We start from the raw sequence: 19345 nt of genomic DNA, 5'->3' as shown, positions 1-19345 counted from the left end.
TAGCTCATGTTGAAACTGACGAGATAAAATATCTCATTGTTGATTTTGCGAACAAAATCATTACTCACTCGTTGTTCAGTTTTCAAAGATCAAACATTTCTTTTTGTTGACTTAGCTCATCGCCTTACCAACTCTTATATCTTATCACATCCGAACCAACCATGCAAGCTTTTTTTGAATCTTTTTTATTGCATTCACTCGCAACCTTGTATTTCTTGGCCGGAATTAGAATATACCACATACAAAAATAGTTTGCAAGTATTTATTATATATTTTTGAAACCTTCTATATTAAATGCGTTAAATCCTTAATAGACATAAAAAAAGAGCCCCTCCCTAAATACCAGGGAAGAAGCTCTAAATTCATCTACTATTCTATTCGGAGCCCATAAAGGCAAACCGAATTACTACAATAATAGCAAGCACCCACATAAGCCAGTGAATTTTAACTTTATTGCTGGTAAACAAATTACTGAACACTGCCAGCACAACGTAAGACAAAATACCAGCAGAAATACCGTTAGCAATCCCGCCTGTAAAAGGCATCAAAACAATAGTCAAAAACGCAGGGAATGCGAGCAGGAAGTTATCCCAGTCAATATTGCGAACCTGACTCATCATTAACACACCGACAATAATTAGAGCTGGAGCCGTAGCCGCAGAAGGTACAACCAGTGCCAACGGTGCGATAAAGAGGGCCAACAAGAACAGAATACCTGTCGTTACAGCGGTCAAACCGGTACGTCCACCTTCTTCTACCCCTGCGGAGCTTTCTACGAAAGCTGTGATTGTGCTTGTACCCAATATCGCACCGGTACTTACGCCAACAGCATCCACCAGCATCGCTTTACCGATGATTTTCTCGCCTTTTTTCTTATCCTTCATTATTCCTGCACGGGTAGCTGTACCCACCAATGTACCAAACGTATCAAACAACTCCACAAAAGTGAAAATGAAAATAATATCAAACAGCCCAATGTGCAGAGCAGCCTTCAAGTCTAACTGGCCTACCGCCAAGTTAGTGAAATCAGGAATCCAGTGCCCTGTTGTCAGGCTACTCAGATTTGTGACCCCCATCGGAATACCGATCAATGTTGTAGCTACGATTCCAATCAGCAAAGCACCTTTGACCCGAACAACCATCAGCGCTGCGATAATAAGCAATCCGATTAACGCCAGCAACGCATCCTTTTGGTGAACCAAGCTGCCGAGAACTAAATTAAAAGCATGACCTGGAACCGGTTGACCGACATCTGTACCTGGAACGATGCTGACCATAACCAAATTACAGAGCTTAAAGCCCACAATCGTAATGAACAAGCCAATACCTACCGTAATAGCTGTCTTTAAATTTTCCGGAACCGCAACAAGTAACATCTGCCTTACTCGTGTCACGGTTAAAATTAGAAAGACGATACCGGATATAAATACAGCGCCAAGTGCCGCCTGCCAAGTGATTACACCATTAGAACTCAAGACTACCGTCATAAAATAAGCATTTAAACCCATGCCTGGGGCCATGCCGATCGGCACATTAACGAATAACCCCATCAAAATGGTAACCAGACCCGCACCTACTGCTGTCGCAAAAAAGACAGCTTCACTAGGCATACCCGCACCAGTTGGCCCCAAAAAGGTATTATTGACCACCAGAATGTAAGCCATGGTCATAAAAGTAGTAATCCCCGCAATAATCTCGGTGCGGATGTTTGTTCCATGTTCCTTTAATTTAAAGAAACGCTCCATGAGTCGTAATTCCTCCTACGTAAAGCATACTCGTATTGTTGTCGTACATTTGCTGTAATATTCGCATTCATACAGCTATTACATCCGTTATTTTAGGCTCTCACCTACAGCTTGTCAACAGAAAAAGCGAATGTTGTAAATTGAACGCATATGCATTGTTCGGAAAACAGAAAAACCGCCAGGCTGTTATGCACCTGACGGGGTCTCATTTTAACAAATCAGATATTTTTGTACTTATCAAAGGCATTCGCTGCAGATTCTATGTTACCGACAGCATGGTGGGTCTCACTTAATGCGTGGGCGTTAATACAGTCCCTTTAGTGAAAAAGGAAACGCAGCTCCAACTACGGATTTTAGCGGTTACGTCGTATTCCTGTACCAACTCTTCGTCAAAATTGCTTACAATAGAAATGATTCACCCGGTATGCTTTTTTAGCACTTTAAAGCTATTTTCTGAACATCTCCACTGTTTTTCCTCCTCGCATATTTTACATACTCTTTACATTGGTAGACATACGTTGTAACACACCTGTCAAAGCTACAATTTCTTCATCTGTAAAATCACGCAACAGCTTGTCCTGAAAGACCTCTCTTTGCTTCGCCAAACCTTCCAGTTCTTGAACTCCTTGCTCGGTCAGGCAAATATAAGTGACACGCTTATCCTGCTCTTTTTTATTGCGGATAATCAGACCTTCCTGCTCCAGCCTTTTCAGGTGTCGGGTAACCGCTGCTCCGTCCAGTGCCAGTAAATGCTGAAGCTCCAACTGACTTAATTCCTGTCGTTGATGAATATGGTATAAAATCTCGACCTTGGTAAAGCTGGTTTTTGACTGCGCTTCAAAAACAGTATTCATTTCTTTACACAAAAGGTGCATACGATAAAACAGCTTGCTCTTATCCGTGCAATATTCGATGATATTTCCTCCTCCTCCAAATTAATTGACATATCAATTGATATGCCAAGTATTATACGCCCCTATTGAACATATTCAAGCTAAACAACCCGCCTGAGTATTTTCACTTCTGTTGTCCTTGCTATGATTCCGAGCATCTTACTATCGACAAAGAGTGGTGATGTATGTGTGTGCAGCACCGAACGGCGTTTCTCCCATGGAAAAGTCATTTCTTCCACCCATAAAAAAGATCACATCCGCGTGAGGATTCATTTTTTCATATCGCTCACACATCGGCTCAAAGCCCCCGCTGGCTACACTGCTGCCGGATATGCCGTGATTCTCAAAGCTTTGAAAACCCAGGGTGTCGCTGACGATATGCGGATAAGGCTTTTCCCCTTCTTTTAATTCATATCCAAAAGTAATGCTATCCCCCAAAAATACTGCATGGCTCCCCTGGTACTTGTTCTGATAAGTACTCATTGGACACTCTCCTATCCCTTAAATCGTATTATTGAGTTCGATAAATTTATGTTCAATGGCTGTCATCTTGTGATTGGGACGGGTTATTAAATATGTATACATGTAGCCAAAGGTGGGGGGAACCGACAAATAGGATTCCACATTAAATCGCCGTGCCAGCTTTTTGGACATCAAGGTGATTCCCATCCCCATTAAAACAAACTGCACCATCGTATCAAACACCCCTACCTCCACAACCTCGCCATGAGTTAATTGCATGTCCTGATACATCTTCTTCAATTGCGTAAGATAAAGGCAGCCATCCGACAGCACGATAATAGTGGCTCCTTGCAGGACTTGTTTGAGGTCTGAGCCTTCATGAATGTCTTTTCCCACCAGTACCAGATCTTCACGACAACATTTTTGATAATGGATATACGGGCTGGTAGAATAGCCTGTGACAAAGGCAAGATCGAGTTCACCTTCGAGGATCAACGTCTCTATTTCTGTGGTAGTGCCCGTTTTTAATGTCACAGAAACCTGTGGGTACAGCTCGTATATCTTCGTGAGCGCCCTCGTTACTTCGCCTGCCACAATGGACTGCATCGTGCCAATACGCAGTCTCTCCTCCTGCGGTCTCATTTTCATCTCTGTATCTTGCCACAGCAGCAAAATTTGTTTGAACTGAGCATATAGGATTTCCCCTGCGGGAGTCAGCTCCATGCCACGGGGTTTTCGGTAAAATAACGCTGTTTTATAATGGGCCTCCAACTTCTTTATTTTGGCCGTCATATTCGATTGTAAGTGGTTCAGCTTTTGGGCAGCTTCCGTAAGGCTTCTCAGTTCTGCTACTGACACAAATGCCTGCATATTCTCAATGTCCACATCTCCACTTCCCATTAAATAAAATGATATCTACATCACAAACAAACATTATTATTTATGTGTTAAGTGTATTATATTAACCTTGGGCACTATTTTCCAGCCTCATTTAATATTTAGGAGGGTTCCGCAGCATGATGAAAAAGAAGATTCGTACAGGAGTGGTCGGGGGATCAATGAATAACAAATGGGCCAGTCAAACGCACATTCCGGCTTTGCTAAAGCATCCGAACCTTGTTATCACAGCCATTGGTACCTCTCGCATGGAGAGCGCGCGAAAAAGTGCGGATGAAATAGGTGCAGCGCTGGCCTTTGATGATACTCAAAAACTTGCAGCTTCCGAAGACGTGGACATGGTGGTGGTGAGCGTCAAGGTCCCCCATCATTACGGAGCGGTGATGGCGACTATTCAAGAGGGGAAGCATATTTTTTGTGAATGGCCCTTGGGGGCAAATGCTGCGGAAGCTACCGAAATGGCTAAGGCAGCGGAACAGGCGGGCATTCATCATACAGTCGGCTTGCAGGCTCGGCAGGACCTTGAAGTGCAAACAATGAAAAAGCTGGTGGAGAACGGGGAGATTGGTGAAATTGTATCCTGTCACATGCAAGTAGCTACACGCGGGAAAGGAGGAAGTACAGATCAGGATACGGCTTATTTACTGAATAAAGCCAACGGCGCCAATTTGCTAACGATTAACGGCGGACATGCGCTGGATGCGCTGCAATACATCGTTGGTGAATTTCGCGAGCTATCAGCCATTACAGCATCACGCTATAGCCATGCCACGATTCAGGAAACAGGTGAAATTATCCCCAAGGATACAGCCGATCAGATTTTGATTCACGGGTTGTCGGAAAAGGGAACACCGATATCGGTTCACATTCAGGGTGGCGTAAACTCTAAATTTGAGATAGAGATTCAGGGGAAAAAGGGAGCATTGCGTTTGACACAAAAGCCTTCGCTTGGGCATGTTCAATTTGGCAATCTGACGCTCGAAAAACTTATGTATGATCCAGGTAGTAATAAGGGTTATGCGCCTAATGAGACCTTAGAACAAATAAGTATAACTGCTGAGCCTGATGGTGAACCGGATTTCCCCAAAGAAGGGGTAACCCTGAATGTGGCGAAGGTTCATCATATATTTGCCAAGGACATTTTAACGGACACCCGCTTCGCTCCTGATTTTAATCATGCCTTAAAGCTGCATCAGCTACTGGACCGCATTGAGGAATCGGCAGCAACCGGAAAAAAGATCGTGTGGTAAAAAGCATATAATTAGAACAACAAAGCCTTAAAGCAAAAAACCTTCAAAACCACGATAGATGTGGAGTTGAAGGTTTTTGTCTTGTTACCAGTCTACAGCCTATTCCCACTCAATGGTAGCTGGTGGTTTGGAGGTTACATCATACACGATACGGTTTACATTTTCTACTTCATTAACGATACGTACCGAAATTTTCTCCAACACGTCCCATGGGATACGCGCCCAGTCGGCGGTCATGCCGTCGATGGAGGTTACTGCGCGAATTCCTACGGTGTAGGAGTACGTACGGGCATCGCCCATAACACCAACACTCTTCATATTCGGCAGAGCGGTGAAGTATTGCCAGATTTCCCGATCCAGACCGGCTTTGGCAATCTCCTCGCGCAAAATATAATCCGATTCACGGACAATTTTGAGCTTGTCCTCTGTCACTTCGCCAAGTACACGAATGGCGAGACCCGGACCCGGGAATGGCTGACGCCATACAATTTCAGCTGGAAGTCCGCATTCTTCACCGACTTTACGCACTTCATCCTTGAACAATGCATTCAGTGGTTCGATCAGCTTGAACTTCATGTCTTCTGGCAAACCGCCCACGTTATGATGTGATTTAATGGTTTGTGCCGTTGCTGTTCCGCTCTCTACAATATCTGTGTACAACGTGCCTTGTGCCAGGAAGTCAAAATCATCAAATTGAGCTGATTCTTCTTCAAAAACATAGATAAACTCGTTACCGATGATTTTACGTTTTTGTTCAGGATCATCGACTCCTGCCAGCTTGGACAGGAAGCGCTCACGGGCATCAATTTTGACAACTTTCATATCAAATTTGCCAACGAACGTTTCCATTACACTTTCGGCTTCGCCCTTGCGCAGCAGTCCGTGATCAATAAACATACATGTCAGTTGATCACCGATGGCTTTATGAATGAGCATTGCTACAACGGAAGAATCCACGCCGCCACTTAAAGCACATAATACTTTCTTGTCGCCTACTTGCTGACGGATTTCACGGATTTGATCTTCAATGAACGATTCCATCGTCCAGTTGCCTTCACAACCGCACACTTCGTACAGGAAGTTACTAATCATCTCATTACCTTGAACAGAATGACGTACCTCTGGATGAAACTGTACTGCATACAGATTCCGTTCCGGATGACTCATAGCGGCAATCGGCGCACTCTCCGTTCCTGCATCCAGTGTAAAGCCGGATGGCAGATCTGTAACGTGATCCCCGTGGCTCATCCATACCGTTTGACGGGAATCCAGACCTTTAGCCAATCGGGAACCCTCATTGAATAGCACGTCTGCTTTGCCGTATTCACGCTTGCCCGCACGTTCTACCTTACCGTCCAGTTGGTGAGCCATCAGCTGCATACCATAGCAAATACCAAAAATAGGGATGCCAAGATCATAAATTGCCCGGTCCACCTGAGGGGCATTGTCTGTATATACGCTGGAAGGGCCGCCTGAGAAAACAATCCCTTTCGGCGCCAGCTCTCTCAGCTTCTCCGCAGACGTATTGTATGGAAGGAGCTCACTATATACACCGAGATCCCGAATTCTTCTTGCGATTAACTGGTTGTATTGTCCTCCAAAGTCGAGAACTACAACGATTTCATTAGGCTTATTCATTACCGTGCCTCCCTCAATTGTTCGTTTCATTATACGCAACGATAAAACAGGACGTCAAGAAATCATGCGGAGTTGAGTGGACATGAAAAGATTGTTAAAATAAATTGATTATAAATTACTTAATCTGTTCGTAGGAGTGTACACGATGGATGTGCTGAAGTGGATCGCGCAATTGTTCGAAGAATACGGATACGGCGTCCTTTTTTTCGGCTTGCTGCTTGAGTTTATTGCTTTGCCTTTTCCCGGGGAAACCACGATGGCCTATGCGGGATATCTCTCCTATTCGGGTACCCTTGAATTCGGTAAACTGGTGCTGCTGGCTTTTTTTGGCACAACCATCGGTATGACGATTACCTACTTTATCGGAAAATGGGCTGGACTCCCCTTTATTCAGAAATACGGTAAATGGATCTTCTTATCACCGGACAAGCTTCAGAAAACACAGAAGTGGTTTCAACGATACGGGTACTGGCTTATTTTCCTTGGATATTTTATCCCAGGTGTTAGACATTTTACTGGCTATTTTTCCGGAATTATTGCTCTTCCTCTCCGTAAATTTGCCTTGTATGCATACAGCGGTGCTCTGTTCTGGGTTATTTTATTTCTAAGCATCGGCAAGCTGTTTGGTCCGCAATGGGATGCCATTTTCCATTTGGTCGAGCTGTATGCACTACGAATTGCGGGAGTCGTTGGGTTCATGATCCTGCTGTATATGATTTACCGGTGGAGAAGCTTCCTGTTTAGCTCGCTACGCAAATCCGAAAAATCTGTGAAAACCAGCAACAAGGATGACACGGAGTAGTCAAACTCCTGCTGTCTTACGATTACGGATCCTAACGTAATACATCGAAATCACGATAGATATCATAACAAACCCCGCGCCCCCAGCCAAGCCCAACATACGAGGCTCCATCATTTCTACCGCTACCCCTGCTCCAAACATAGATAACCCGATTATCCCCTGGCTCCACGCTGTCAGCATGCCCAACAATGGACCCTATAAATGCAATGGGGTCTCCCGCATTACTAGTGTATCCAAACAAATGATCCCCACCCCACGCCGGGATATTCAGGTGATGAGCACACCCGCCACAGGTTAATCATATTCTTTAACTCCAATTCGAAAGGTAACATTTAAATTATAATCTAATTAGTTATTTATCTAATTTATAGGAATCACCAGTCAAACGATCAAGGATAAATTCATATATTCAGAGCATACTAAGCCAACAAACTCCAATATCGGAGGATTTTACGTATGCAAAATGAGAATAAAAGCTGCCCACTTACTCATGTGTCCTCTTGTTTGAAGGAGAATGTAAACCATATTGAAAACTCCTTTGGCAACAGTGGGGACATAATTATTAAAGAGCTATTATGGATGCAAAAATGGCCGTCAGCTTTGTTTTATATTGACGGTCTGGTTAATACTCAACTGCTCCATGATTCCGTTCTGCGTTCACTTATGCGGGTCAACGAACATCATGTACCGGAAGGCACCGAACCGTTCGACTATTTAAAGGATCAAGTATTGAGCTGGTAACTCCGGCAGTTTGGACGAAATGGATGCTCTATTCAACCGGATGCTATCCGGCGGTATTATCATTTTGCTGGACGGATACACCAAGGGCATATGGATTGATGCGGTTGGCTGGGAGGATCGCAATGTCAGCGAGCCCCAATCCCAGACCGTTGTACGCGGTCCAATGGAGGGCTTTACTGAAAATCTGCGTACCAATACAGCTCTGATCCGCAGGCGGATTCGCGATCCGCGTCTTTGGATGGAAACAAGACAGATCGGGCAAGTCACCCACACGAATGTGGCCGTGATGTATATCAAAGGCATCGCTGACGAAGGCGTTATTCAGGAGCTGAGAGAACGTCTGGACCGAATTGATATTGACGGCATTTTGGAAAGTGGCTACATCGAGGAGGAAATTCAGGATGTTACCCTTACTCTTTTTCCTACGATATACAACAGTGAACGGCCGGATTCGGTCGCTGCCAGTCTGCTGGAAGGAAGAATCGCCATATTGATAGACGGGACACCTTTTGTTCTGTTGATTCCTGCGCTGTTCGTGCAATTTTTCCAGTCGCCAGAGGATTATTATCAACGTGCCGATATCAGCACTTTGCTGCGTTTGCTGCGTTTCTTTTCCTTTTTTATCGCTATGCTTGCACCCGCAGTTTATATAGCGGTAACTACCTTTCATCAGGAGATGATCCCTACCAACTTACTGATCAGCCTCGCCGCACAAAGGGAAGGCGTACCATTTCCGGCTTTTGTTGAAGCCATGCTCATGGAAATTACTTATGAGATTCTGCGTGAAGCCGGGGTACGTATTCCCAAGACTGTCGGGCAAGCCGTATCCATTGTAGGCACACTGGTCATTGGGCAAGCAGCCGTAGAAGCAGGGGTTGTCTCGGCGGCTATGGTCATTGTCGTGTCCATTACAGCCATCTCCAGCTATGTTATTCCAGAAAACGGTCTGTCCATAGCGGTCCGAATTGTACGCTTTGCCTTAATGATGCTTGCCGCAGCCTTTGGACTTCTTGGAATATTGATGGGATTGATCGTACTTTTGCTGCACTTGACCAGTCTGCGATCCTTTGGAGTATCTTACATGAGTCCGTTTGGCCCCTATGTAGAAAGCGATATGAAGGATACACTATTCCGCTTACCCTGGCCTCGTATGACTACACGGCCTCAGTCCAACTCTATTCAAAATACGATTCGCCAAAAAACGAAAAAAAGACGGATCGGCAATAAATCACAAAGTAGAAGGGAATAACCATGAAACAGACAATTCATGTGCTCTTCGTCTGGGGGCTGATCGCATTACTATTGAATGGATGCTGGGACCGTAAAGAATTAAATGAACTAGGCATCGCTATTGGAATCGGGGTGGATATGGAAGGAGAGCAGTATCAGGTGACAGCTCAGGTGGTCATTCCTTCTGCAGTAGCTTCCAAGTCTGCAACAAGTGGAGGCTCCCCGGTAGTTACTTATCAGGCCACAGCGCCCACGATTCAAGAAGCTATTCAAAAAATGACAGATACAAGCCCACGCTCCATCTATTTATCACATATTCGTATGTTGATTTTAGGTGAAGCTTATGCAAGAAAAGGAATTTCCGATGTGATTGAGGCCTTGATGCGGGAGCCTTTTACAAGAAGTGATTTTTATATTGCGACAGCCAAAAATAATAAGGCTTCCACGATTTTAAAGATACCGACTGCTCTAGAGAAATTACCAGCTAATAAAATGTTCGCTTCATTGGATACCTTAACCAAAACATGGGCCCCTGCCACCAAAGTAACCATGGATCAATTACTTAGCAATCTGGCAGACCCTGACATCCAGTCCACTTTGCCCGCTTTGGAAGCTATTGGAAGCATAGAATCTTCCATAGACAAAGGCGTAGAAGATACCTCAAGCATATCTCCTAAAACTACATTGAGGTTCTCTGGTATCGGTGTATTAAAAAAAGACCGCTTGCTAGGATGGCTGAATGAACAAGACAGCAAAGGATTCAACTATATTCGGAATGAAGTGGAGACGACAACGGGGCATGCCGACTGCGAGGGGGGTGGTAATATCGCCTTGTTAACTTTAAACAGTGATACTAAAAATAAAGTCATAATCCGTGATGGAGAGCCTGTTATTGTAATATCGGTTACCAACAATAGTACTGTACGAGAAGTCAACTGTCAGCATATGAAGTTAAGCAGTATGGCCGATATTAAAGAAATTGAAGCCGCAAGTAATGAAAAAATTGTTGAAATTTTAAAGCATTCCGTAGAAACCGTACGACGTGAGTTTAAGTCAGACATTTTTGGATTTGGTCAGCTGATTTACCAGTCGAATCCCGAACTTTGGAAAAGGATGAAAGAAACCAAAGAAAATCCATTTATGGACTTGCAGATTGAATACAAAGCAGAAACAAAAATCCAAAAAATTGGTACCTTGTTTGAGTCATTCCAAAAACAAATGAAGGAGTGAGCTTGGTGGAGGAGAAAGGGCGTATAAGCATCAGGAATATAGCTGTACTCGTATTTTTGAGTATTTTCGGAGACTGTGTATTGGTATATCCCTCCATCATTACGGGCATTTCCAAACAGGATGCCTGGATTAGCTCATTTTTAAGTATCCCTGCAGGATTAGCTGTGCTGTGGCTACTCCTGCGGGTACATTAGCTTTATCCTGAACTCACCTTCATCCAACTCTGTCAGCGAATTTTGGGTCCATGGTTAGGCGCTATCATCTCTGTATGGTACTTGTTTCATTTATTGATGAATTCAGCGATTTATTTAAGAGAAGTCGGGGATTTTTTGAACAACCAAACTTACGTCGTTACCCCTCTCCCTGTGATCAATTTAATCTTAATCCTTGTCCTTATGTGGGGACTGTATATGGGGCTGGAGCCTATTGCACGTACTGCTCAAATATTATTTCCATTATGCTTGGCGTTCACTTTATTTTTAATCCTGTTTTTACTGCCACAATGCGACAGTCAGCAGCTTAAACCCATAATGGAGCAAGGTATTCCTACGATTATCGAAGGCAGCATTTTTGCAGTTTCGTATCCATACGGAGAATTAGCATTTTTACTGATGATTCTTCCTTATGTAAGCAAACAACCAGGTCTGAAAAAGTCCGTTTTACTATCTGGACTTCTGGCCATCATTTTGTTAAGCGTGCTGCTACTTGTTTCAATCATGGTACTAGGCCCTTTTGTAACAGAACACAGCGTGTACACCTCTTATACGTTATCCAAAAAGATTAGCATCGGGAATTTCTTGCAAAGAATTGAGTCCATGATGAGCACAGCTGGATTATCACTACCTTTGTTAAAACCATTTTGCACTTCTATGCCTTTACATTAGGAATGACTCAGCTACTGCGGTTAGACAATGTACGGACCTTTCTTGGCCCCAGCTTCATGATCCTGTTTGGTTTGATTATCGTTTCGGCACCCAATATTACATATTATCTGGACACGATCGTCCATGCCTTGATTTATTGGGATTTGACCGATTCGGTTGTCCTTCCTCTACTGCTGCTTGTTGTATACAAGTTTAGATCAAAAGGCAGTCACACTCTGGGACCCGGGTAACCCCCCTCACCCTTAACGGAAGGAGCAATATCATTGCTGATTACCATTACTGTCATCTGTATCGCTCTAGCCATTGCCGCCAAGGATTTACCAGGCTTGTATCGCAAGCGTCGGATTAAGGATATGTTAGTGTACGTCATTATGCTTGGATTAGGAATATGGCTTAGTGTCCTTGCTGCCAAATTAGAGGTTACGCCAAGCCCGCTGATTCTGATTGAAATAATCTATAACCCCGTTAACACTTTTGTGTCACATTTATTTGGTTTTTAGAAAGGAGGCAGCCACAAATGTCAAAAAAAGCACGTATCAGTGTTCGGCAAGTGACTGTCCTTATGTTTATGTGTTTAATCGGGGATATGCTCTTAATCTATCCGACTATTATTACGCATATTGCTCATCAGGATGCCTGGATCAGCTCTATACTGTCCATTCCGTTAGGCTTAATTGTTATTTACGTGCTCGTTCGCGTTCATGAGCTCTACCCGAGCCTTACACTTATTGAAGCGATCCGCAAAATTTTGGGGCCCGTGTTCGGAACCATTGTCTCCTGCTGGTATTTGTTTTATTTTTTAATGAACACCGCTCTTATTGCGAGAGAGGTGGGCGATTTCCTGACTACACAGTTATTTGTATAAACCCCTCTGCGTGTTCTGCTCGCTATGGGAATATCCTTAATGGTGCTTACTGCGCTAGCGGGAATTGAAGCTTTCGGTCGTGTTAGCGAGATGCTATTACCAGCGTATATATTAATCTTCTCTGCTCTGATCCTTGCACTCCTGCCACAAGTTCAGCTTTCTAATTTACGGCCTGTTTTGGAAAACGGGCTAGCTCCTGTTGCTAAAGGAATGGTTCCAGGCGTGGCTATGCCTTTTGCCGGAATGTCTATTATGCTCATGGTTTTTCCCTATGTAAACAAAAAAGCCCATTTTAAAAAGGACATGTTGCTCGCTTCTCTTATAGGCGGAATCGTGATTAGCCTGTTTCTGCTGCTCTCCCTTCTTGTGATTGGACCCTTTGTGACCAATTACAGTCCATACATTTCTTCTGTACTCACGACACAAATTAATGAACTGAATTATATTACACGCGTTGAATCGCTTGTTGCTATAACCTGGGCACTGGCTGCCTATTTCAAGGGAGTTCTTTTCTTCTACGCCTTCACTTTTGGAACACCCCAGTTGTTCCGAATTTCTAATAGTCGTCCATTCGTCATACCCGCAGGCGGGATTGTGTTTGGAATGACCATTTTAATAACACCAAATGTTTACTATTATGTAAGAACTCTTGTTTATCCATTGGCAGCCTGGAATATTACAAACGGCTTTATCATTCCGCTTTTGTTATGGGGTGTGTACCTTTGTCGTCAAAGGTGGAAGCAACGGCAGAATCTATCGAGAAATTAAAAAACCTTCATCAACCGGAGCATCTGCATATAGAAGCCGGTATCCGAAGGTTCTTTTTTTCTTAACTTACGCCTGTTCCCGAATGTACTCCAGGGCAGCATCGATATGCCCTTTGACTCTCAAGCCACGCCATTCATGAATTACAATACCATTCTCGTCGATCAGGAATGTAGAGCGGACGATGCCCATATACTGCTTGCCATACATTTGTTTCTGCTGCCACACACCGTACGTCTCAGCCACCTGATGCTCTGCATCGGATAGCAGCTGAAAAGGCAGCCCGTACTTGGCAATAAACTTGTCATGCTGCTTAAGTGGATCAGGGCTTACCCCCAGAATGACTGTATTCAAATCTTCAAACTCCGTATGCTTATCCCGAAAATCACACGCCTGTGTCGAGCAACTGGAGGTCAAATCCTTCGGATAGAAATACAGCAATACCCTGCTGCCTCTATAGTTAGATAGCCTAACGTTCTTTCCCTCACTTCCCGGCAATTCAAAGTCCGGTGCCGGTTGTCCAATAACGGTAGATGTCGTGGACACCTCATCATCTCCTATCTTTTGGGGTTCTGATGTGATCCGGCCTAAGAGCCTGCTCCCCTATAACGCCGAATACCCCAATTCCATGCCAATAAGCCCAAAGTCAGAAACACAGCGCCCATCACAGGAGTTAAGAGCGCCATATGCCGCATATCCTCCCGCTGAAGGAACAAGGACGCCGGGTATACGCCAACAAAAGCAAAAGGCAAAATCCAGGTCAGCACAACCTGAATGGCCCGGTTATAAATCGTTACCGGATAACGGCCATAGCCCTGAATATTGTACATAAGTGGAATAATTCCTGTCGGTGCGTCTGAAAAGAACGAAATGGAGGTCAAGATGGTGTAGATCCCTGTATAAATCGCTACGGCGCTCAAGCTCATAATGATGAGTGCCGGAATAAACCACCATGCCATATGCAAGTCCATCTGCGCCCCGCTGATTCCCATAATAATCAGTCCAATCACCGATCCCACCAGCGATGGAGGGTCGATATTTTCAAGGAAAATCTGGAACAGATTATACGCGGGACGGGTCATCACCCGGTCAAGCTCCCCTTTTACGATATATCGTTCGCTAAAGTTCCAAAGGTTGACAAAACAGGTAAATAGTCCGTATGGAACCATGAAAAAACCGTAAACGAACACCACTTCATTTTCACTCCAGCCGCCCAAACTGTCTGTATGCATAAAAATGACTAGAATAAAAATAAGGTTTGTGGCCTGAAACAGCAGGTCTGAAATGACTTCCACCCAAAAATCGGCCCGATAGGTGAGCCGTGATTTCGTGTAATTTTTAAAATATTCGCTAATGAGACCCAAATAGTACATCATCGGCTTACCCTCCCTGCACGAACAGACGTCTGCGCGCCAGTCGCCAAATGACGACCATCGGCACGAGCAGAACGACCAGCCAAATGATTTGGATACCCAGCACATTCCAGATGCCAACGCCTTTTACACGTCCTGTGAAAACAGACCCCGGTAAATAGGTAATCGCCTGAAACGGCATCCATTGGGCGATCGTTGCCAGCCAGCCCGGAAACAAACTGATGGGTAAAATCAACCCGGAAAACAAGTCTACCACCACACGCTTCATACGCATCATACCCTCGTTATTTTCGATAAAAAAGGCCGTCAAACCCGTAATAATATTAATCTGAGTGTTAATCAAAAAGCTGAAAAATAACATGACCAGAAAACCAATCCAGGCTACCGGGTCACTGGGGAGCTTCACCGGAAACAGCAGCATCGCAATCGCCATGCCTGGAATCATAAATAACAGGAAGCGGAACATCCCCTCACCGAGTCCCTGCATACATTTAACGAGCACATAGTTATACGGCCGGATCATCTGAATAGCAATGCTTCCATCCCGAATATCCGTCGAAATTTCACGATCCAGATTGTTAAAATAAAAAGCCCTCGCCATCCATGAGACCGCTACATATGTCGTCATCTGAGCAGCGGTAAAGCCGCCAATACTGCCTGCGTCCCCATATATCGCTTGGTATGTGAAATAGTACACGCCAATATTCATGGAATATATAAGTATACCTGAATAATAGTTCACACGATAAGCAAGCATCGTCAGAAATCGGATACGAATAAAATCGGTATATACGCTAAGCATGAACTTTGGCCTCCACTGCCGGGAGAATCGGATCGCCCTTGCGTTCTGCCGAGCCAGACTGATAGATACTGCGGACGATATCATCTGTGTTCGTTTCAATGATTTTGATGTCCGTAATGTCGGTGCGGCCAACTACACTGGCGAGAACATCCGATACGTTAATATGCAGAGGAATCCATACCTTGGCAGCCAAATCGTTATCCATCGTCCAGGTCAGCGGCATATCGGCAGTCCATGCCTGCAATTGCTCCAGCCCAGTCGTCGTGCCAAACTGAAACCGTACTTCGCGTCCTGTCCCCCACCGCGTCTTCAGATCCTCCAGACCACCATCATAAATGATATTCCCATCATCCAGCATAATGACGCGCGAGCACAACGCTTCAATATCCTGCAAATCATGGGTCGTCAGCAAAATGGTCGTGCCGTAATCCCGGTTCATGTCCTTTAGAAACTCACGGATTTCGGACTTCACCATAATATCAAGTCCAATGGTCGGCTCATCCAGAAAAACAATGGATGGATTGTGTAGCAGTGCAGCTACCAGCTCACAACGCATCCGTTGCCCGAGACTGAGCTTGCGTACCGGGCGACTTAGCAATTCCTGCAGTTGAAGTCTCTCAACCAGCTCATCCAGTCTGCGTTTGAAGTCAGTAGCTGGAACCTGATATACTTTGCGCAGCAGTTGAAAAGACTCGATCACACCGATGTCCCACCAAAGCTGGCTGCGCTGACCAAAAACAACGCCTATGTTGCTTACAAATTTCTCACGATCTTCGTAGGGGATATAACCACCCACCTTGAGATGCCCCGATGTCGGCACGAGAATGCCTGTCAGCATCTTGATCGTGGTAGACTTTCCGGCGCCGTTCTCACCGATATAGCCGCATATTTCTCCTTGAGGGATACGGAAGGATATATCTTTGACCGCAGCCACCTCGTTATATTCTCGGGAGAATAAATCAAGGAAGGCGCCTTTTAGGCCCTCGCGGTTTTTTTGTACCTTAAATGTTTTGCGCAGATCCTGCACATCAATTGCCAGCATGTTATACCTCTCAGTCAGGATTTTACAAAATCCGTAGTTAAATTGATTGTGCTCCAAAAAGAAATTATAATGTAATGAATTGAAAAGCGAAAGGGAGAGCATCCATGACAAGCAGAACCAAAAGGACGATATGGTCGGTTCTGGCCGTGGTTATCGTCGCAATTGTCGGCTTTGCCGTGTATTATTTTTCATCCATCTATAATCAATTGAACAATCTGCATAAAGAGGGTGCTAACTCCCCCTTCAAAAATGTACAGCAGGTCGATCAGGTTCGTACGCCGGACCCGCCCAAATGGGAAGGAACGGACATGGTCAACATTTTGCTGATGGGTGTCGATGGGCGTGGTATCCAAAAAGGGGAAGTCCCCCGCTCAGACAGTATGATGGTGGCATCGTTGGATCCCGTCAAGAAAAAGATTCACCTCTTCTCTATTTTGCGTGATACGTATGTGGATATTCCCGGCTACGATAAAAATCGTATCAATACCGCCATTACCCACGGACCCAATACAGCTATGAAGGCGGCTGGTGATCTGCTAGGCATTCAGGTGCAATATTATGTGTATACCGATTTCCAAGGATTTATTAAGCTGGTAGACGCTGTGGGCGGCATTGATTTTGAAGTAGAGAAGGATATGCACTATACAAGCAATGCGGATAAGCATCAATACGACATTGACTTGAAAAAGGGCATGCAGCATCTTGACGGCAAAACGGCGCTTCAGTACGTACGCTTCCGCCACGATGCCATGTCCGACTTCTCCCGGTCAGGACGTCAGCGCGCATTTTTAGAGGCGGTAGCCCAGAAAATGCAGACAACGACCTCCATTGCCAATCTACCAAATATTTTGGAGCAAGTGAACCCTTACATTGACACCAATCTGAGTGTCAACGATATGTGGAAGCTGGCGAACGTCGGCTACCAAAGCACGTTTGCAGGCAGCGAGCAGGTTCCACCGATGAAGCTCCTCGGAGAAGAACATGTAGGCGGCGCACAGGTGCTTACGGTCCGCGATCCGGAAGAGCTTAAAAAGTATGTGCAAGACATATTCAACAATCCTCCTGTGCAGACACAGGAGCAAAACAAAGATCAGAGTGAAACGAAGCAGCCGGACAGCGCATCATCGTCCAAGACCGATAAGCCTTCTTTTACAGGAGGCAGCAAAACCAGTAATGACGATGCTTCGACGCAATCGACAACCAAGACAGGCCAAAAAGAGCTATAATGGATTATGCAGGGGCAGCCGTGAACGCTGCCCTTTGGCGTGTGTATACCCTATTTTAATGAACGGAAAGGAAGTTGTGGATGATGAAACGGGAAAACTCCGAAGCATTATATAAAGAAGCATTGGAGCATATTGTCGGAGGCGTCAACAGCCCTTCGCGCTCCTTTAAGGCTGTGGGCGGCGGTGCTCCAGTATTCATGAAACGCGCCCAAGGCGCTCATTTCTGGGATGAAGATGGTAATCGGTATATTGACTATTTGGCGGCATACGGTCCTATTATTACCGGACATGCCCATCCCCATATTACCAAGGCCATTAGCGAAGCTGCGGCGAACGGGGTCTTGTATGGAACCTCCACAGCATTGGAGATCAAACTGGCCAAGATGCTGAAGGAAGCTATTCCTTCTCTGGACAAGGTGCGGTTTGTGAATTCCGGCACAGAGGCGGTCATGACGACGATCCGTGTGGCACGCGCCTATACCGGGCGGAACAAGATCATCAAATTCGCCGGCTGCTACCACGGTCACTCCGATCTGGTACTCGTAGCCGCAGGCTCCGGACCATCCACGCTGGGCATACCGGACAGCGCAGGCATTACGACCAACATTGCGAGCGAGGTCATTACCGTGCCTTTCAATGATCTCGATGCGTTGCGCCAAGCCCTGGAGCGTTGGAGCGACGATGTGGCGGCAGTCATGGTCGAGCCGATTGTCGGTAATTTCGGCATGGTGATGCCACAGCCCGGCTATCTGGAAGGACTGTGCTCCATGGCGCGAGCGAACGGCTCGCTCGTCATTTATGACGAGGTCATTACCGCGTTCCGCTTCCACTACGGTTCCACCCAAACGTATGCAGGTCTAGACAATCATGATGCGATTCAGCCGGATTTGACCGCGCTGGGCAAAATCATGGGCGGCGGTCTGCCGATTGGCGCGTATGGCGGCAGCAAGCAGATCATGGAGCAGGTTGCCCCACTCGGCCCGGCTTATCAGGCGGGCACTATGGCCGGCAACCCGGCCTCCATCTCGTCAGGCATCGCCTGCCTTGAAGTCCTTCAAGGGGAAGGTGTGTATGAAGAGATGGAACGTCTGGCCGTGAGACTGACGGATGGGATTCAGTCCTCCGCCGACCGCTACGGCGTGCCATTGACGATCAACCGCATTCGGGGATCGTTCTCGACGCATTTCTGCGATCATCCGATCACAAATTACGCTCAGGCGCAGGATACAGACAGCGAAGCGTTTGCGGCATTCTTCCGTCACATGCTGGATCGCGGTGTCCATCTGGCACCATCTAAGTTCGAAGCCTGGTTCCTTACAACAGCGCATACGGACGAAGATGTGGATGCTACGCTGGAAGCGGCGGACGATTCCTTCCGTGCGATGTCACAGGGTAAATAAGCAGATTAGCAAGCGATAAAATATGGATTCGATAAGAGCCGGAAGTCGTCTCAAGGACGGGGAAACCCACCTTTGAGACTGCGTTCCGGCTTTTTTTATG

The 19345-nt window shown here is 45.6% G+C and carries 19 protein-coding genes and 2 pseudogenes; 11 read left to right on the top strand and 10 right to left on the bottom strand.

From position 1 onward, the window contains the following. Window positions 1–374 precede the first annotated feature (374 nt). From LCF57_RS26345 to LCF57_RS26330, 4 genes are all read right to left on the bottom strand, one after another. Window positions 375–1745 (bottom strand): NCS2 family permease, encoded by a 1371-nt coding sequence (locus LCF57_RS26345; RefSeq protein WP_226003303.1) that lies wholly within the window; start codon window positions 1743–1745, stop codon window positions 375–377. A gap of 488 nt (window positions 1746–2233) precedes the next feature. Further along, complete coding sequence (locus tag LCF57_RS26340; RefSeq protein WP_413232236.1) at window positions 2234–2620, bottom strand: MarR family winged helix-turn-helix transcriptional regulator; 387 nt, start codon at window positions 2618–2620, stop codon at window positions 2234–2236. A gap of 180 nt (window positions 2621–2800) precedes the next feature. After that, on the bottom strand, window positions 2801–3121 hold the full coding sequence (locus LCF57_RS26335) for an SGNH/GDSL hydrolase family protein (protein WP_226003301.1): 321 nt from the start codon (window positions 3119–3121) through the stop codon (window positions 2801–2803). An 18-nt stretch (window positions 3122–3139) separates the two neighbouring features. Beyond that, window positions 3140–3985, bottom strand: coding sequence for a LysR family transcriptional regulator (locus tag LCF57_RS26330; RefSeq protein WP_226003300.1), 846 nt, complete (start codon window positions 3983–3985; stop codon window positions 3140–3142). A 131-nt stretch (window positions 3986–4116) separates the two neighbouring features. On the opposite strand from LCF57_RS26330, the gene LCF57_RS26325 reads away from it, so the two are divergent. After that, the gene (locus tag LCF57_RS26325; protein ID WP_226003299.1) at window positions 4117–5247 is read left to right on the top strand and encodes a Gfo/Idh/MocA family protein; all 1131 of its coding nucleotides are present in this window, start codon (window positions 4117–4119) and stop codon (window positions 5245–5247) included. A 99-nt stretch (window positions 5248–5346) separates the two neighbouring features. Here the strand turns inward: LCF57_RS26325 and guaA are convergent, their stop codons facing one another. Beyond that, window positions 5347–6885: a glutamine-hydrolyzing GMP synthase gene (gene guaA, locus LCF57_RS26320; RefSeq protein WP_226003298.1), complete on the bottom strand. Its 1539-nt coding sequence runs from the start codon at window positions 6883–6885 to the stop codon at window positions 5347–5349. A 145-nt stretch (window positions 6886–7030) separates the two neighbouring features. Here guaA and LCF57_RS26315 point away from each other — a divergent pair, with 145 nt between their 5' ends. Further along, the gene (locus LCF57_RS26315; protein ID WP_226003297.1) at window positions 7031–7687 is read left to right on the top strand and encodes a DedA family protein; all 657 of its coding nucleotides are present in this window, start codon (window positions 7031–7033) and stop codon (window positions 7685–7687) included. Here the strand turns inward: LCF57_RS26315 and LCF57_RS26310 are convergent, their stop codons facing one another. Continuing rightward, on the bottom strand, window positions 7688–7867 hold the full coding sequence (locus tag LCF57_RS26310) for a hypothetical protein (RefSeq protein ID WP_226003296.1): 180 nt from the start codon (window positions 7865–7867) through the stop codon (window positions 7688–7690). Between the two features lie 276 nt (window positions 7868–8143). On the opposite strand from LCF57_RS26310, the pseudogene LCF57_RS26305 reads away from it, so the two are divergent. From LCF57_RS26305 to LCF57_RS26275, 7 genes and pseudogenes are all read left to right on the top strand, one after another. Continuing rightward, a pseudogene (locus LCF57_RS26305) lies at window positions 8144–9677 on the top strand (spore germination protein). Between the two features lie 2 nt (window positions 9678–9679). Next, the gene (locus LCF57_RS26300; protein WP_226003295.1) at window positions 9680–10888 is read left to right on the top strand and encodes a Ger(x)C family spore germination protein; all 1209 of its coding nucleotides are present in this window, start codon (window positions 9680–9682) and stop codon (window positions 10886–10888) included. Window positions 10889–10893: 5 nt separating this feature from the next. After that, window positions 10894–11082 carry a hypothetical protein gene (locus LCF57_RS26295; RefSeq protein WP_226003294.1) on the top strand — a complete coding sequence of 63 codons (189 nt, stop codon included), beginning with the start codon at window positions 10894–10896 and terminating at the stop codon, window positions 11080–11082. A gap of 42 nt (window positions 11083–11124) precedes the next feature. Continuing rightward, the gene (locus LCF57_RS26290) at window positions 11125–11772 is read left to right on the top strand and encodes a GerAB/ArcD/ProY family transporter (protein WP_264083827.1); all 648 of its coding nucleotides are present in this window, start codon (window positions 11125–11127) and stop codon (window positions 11770–11772) included. 2 nt (window positions 11773–11774) lie between these two features. Continuing rightward, window positions 11775–12002 carry a hypothetical protein gene (locus LCF57_RS26285; RefSeq protein ID WP_226003293.1) on the top strand — a complete coding sequence of 76 codons (228 nt, stop codon included), beginning with the start codon at window positions 11775–11777 and terminating at the stop codon, window positions 12000–12002. Between the two features lie 33 nt (window positions 12003–12035). Then, complete coding sequence (locus LCF57_RS26280; protein ID WP_226003292.1) at window positions 12036–12272, top strand: hypothetical protein; 237 nt, start codon at window positions 12036–12038, stop codon at window positions 12270–12272. A gap of 17 nt (window positions 12273–12289) precedes the next feature. Continuing rightward, window positions 12290–13405 (top strand): annotated as a pseudogene (locus LCF57_RS26275) (GerAB/ArcD/ProY family transporter). A gap of 66 nt (window positions 13406–13471) precedes the next feature. Here LCF57_RS26275 and bcp read toward each other — a convergent pair. Genes bcp through LCF57_RS26255 form a run of 4 tightly spaced genes read right to left on the bottom strand, consistent with a single transcriptional unit; the run spans window position 13472 to window position 16619 of the window. After that, window positions 13472–13948 carry a thioredoxin-dependent thiol peroxidase gene (bcp, locus tag LCF57_RS26270; RefSeq protein WP_226003291.1) on the bottom strand — a complete coding sequence of 159 codons (477 nt, stop codon included), beginning with the start codon at window positions 13946–13948 and terminating at the stop codon, window positions 13472–13474. Between the two features lie 41 nt (window positions 13949–13989). Then, window positions 13990–14778, bottom strand: a complete 789-nt coding sequence (locus LCF57_RS26265; RefSeq protein WP_226003290.1) for an ABC transporter permease — start codon at window positions 14776–14778, stop codon at window positions 13990–13992. A 4-nt stretch (window positions 14779–14782) separates the two neighbouring features. Further along, window positions 14783–15577 (bottom strand): ABC transporter permease, encoded by a 795-nt coding sequence (locus LCF57_RS26260; RefSeq protein ID WP_226003289.1) that lies wholly within the window; start codon window positions 15575–15577, stop codon window positions 14783–14785. Beyond that, window positions 15570–16619: an ATP-binding cassette domain-containing protein gene (locus LCF57_RS26255; protein ID WP_226003288.1), complete on the bottom strand. Its 1050-nt coding sequence runs from the start codon at window positions 16617–16619 to the stop codon at window positions 15570–15572. The genes LCF57_RS26260 and LCF57_RS26255 overlap by 8 nt, the downstream gene beginning before the upstream one ends. Window positions 16620–16723: 104 nt before the next feature. Between LCF57_RS26255 and LCF57_RS26250 the strand changes: the two genes are divergently transcribed. Both LCF57_RS26250 and LCF57_RS26245 read left to right on the top strand, forming a co-directional pair. Beyond that, the gene (locus LCF57_RS26250; protein WP_226003287.1) at window positions 16724–17845 is read left to right on the top strand and encodes an LCP family protein; all 1122 of its coding nucleotides are present in this window, start codon (window positions 16724–16726) and stop codon (window positions 17843–17845) included. A gap of 83 nt (window positions 17846–17928) precedes the next feature. Beyond that, complete coding sequence (locus LCF57_RS26245) at window positions 17929–19245, top strand: glutamate-1-semialdehyde 2,1-aminomutase (RefSeq protein WP_226003307.1); 1317 nt, start codon at window positions 17929–17931, stop codon at window positions 19243–19245. Window positions 19246–19345 lie beyond the last annotated feature (100 nt).

The organism is Paenibacillus sp. BJ-4, from assembly GCF_020404765.1.
Taxonomy (GTDB): Bacteria; Bacillota; Bacilli; order Paenibacillales; family Paenibacillaceae; genus Paenibacillus.
This window is presented reverse-complemented; position numbering and strand designations above follow the sequence as displayed.

Excerpts from the sequence above, each read along its gene's own strand:
- LCF57_RS26265 (WP_226003290.1), bottom strand. The coding sequence starts at position 14,778 with ATGATGTACTATTTGGGTCTCATTAGCGAATATTTTAAAAATTACACG.
- LCF57_RS26315 (WP_226003297.1), top strand. The coding sequence starts at position 7,031 with ATGGATGTGCTGAAGTGGATCGCGCAATTGTTCGAAGAATACGGATAC.
- LCF57_RS26255 (WP_226003288.1), bottom strand. The coding sequence starts at position 16,619 with ATGCTGGCAATTGATGTGCAGGATCTGCGCAAAACATTTAAGGTACAA.
- LCF57_RS26285 (WP_226003293.1), top strand. The coding sequence starts at position 11,775 with ATGACTCAGCTACTGCGGTTAGACAATGTACGGACCTTTCTTGGCCCC.
- LCF57_RS26310 (WP_226003296.1), bottom strand. The coding sequence starts at position 7,867 with ATGCTGACAGCGTGGAGCCAGGGGATAATCGGGTTATCTATGTTTGGA.
- guaA (WP_226003298.1), bottom strand. The coding sequence starts at position 6,885 with ATGAATAAGCCTAATGAAATCGTTGTAGTTCTCGACTTTGGAGGACAA.
- LCF57_RS26245 (WP_226003307.1), top strand. The coding sequence starts at position 17,929 with ATGAAACGGGAAAACTCCGAAGCATTATATAAAGAAGCATTGGAGCAT.
- LCF57_RS26335 (WP_226003301.1), bottom strand. The coding sequence starts at position 3,121 with ATGAGTACTTATCAGAACAAGTACCAGGGGAGCCATGCAGTATTTTTG.
- LCF57_RS26340 (WP_413232236.1), bottom strand. The coding sequence starts at position 2,620 with ATGCACCTTTTGTGTAAAGAAATGAATACTGTTTTTGAAGCGCAGTCA.
- LCF57_RS26300 (WP_226003295.1), top strand. The coding sequence starts at position 9,680 with ATGAAACAGACAATTCATGTGCTCTTCGTCTGGGGGCTGATCGCATTA.
- LCF57_RS26325 (WP_226003299.1), top strand. The coding sequence starts at position 4,117 with ATGATGAAAAAGAAGATTCGTACAGGAGTGGTCGGGGGATCAATGAAT.
- LCF57_RS26345 (WP_226003303.1), bottom strand. The coding sequence starts at position 1,745 with ATGGAGCGTTTCTTTAAATTAAAGGAACATGGAACAAACATCCGCACC.
- LCF57_RS26250 (WP_226003287.1), top strand. The coding sequence starts at position 16,724 with ATGACAAGCAGAACCAAAAGGACGATATGGTCGGTTCTGGCCGTGGTT.
- LCF57_RS26260 (WP_226003289.1), bottom strand. The coding sequence starts at position 15,577 with ATGCTTAGCGTATATACCGATTTTATTCGTATCCGATTTCTGACGATG.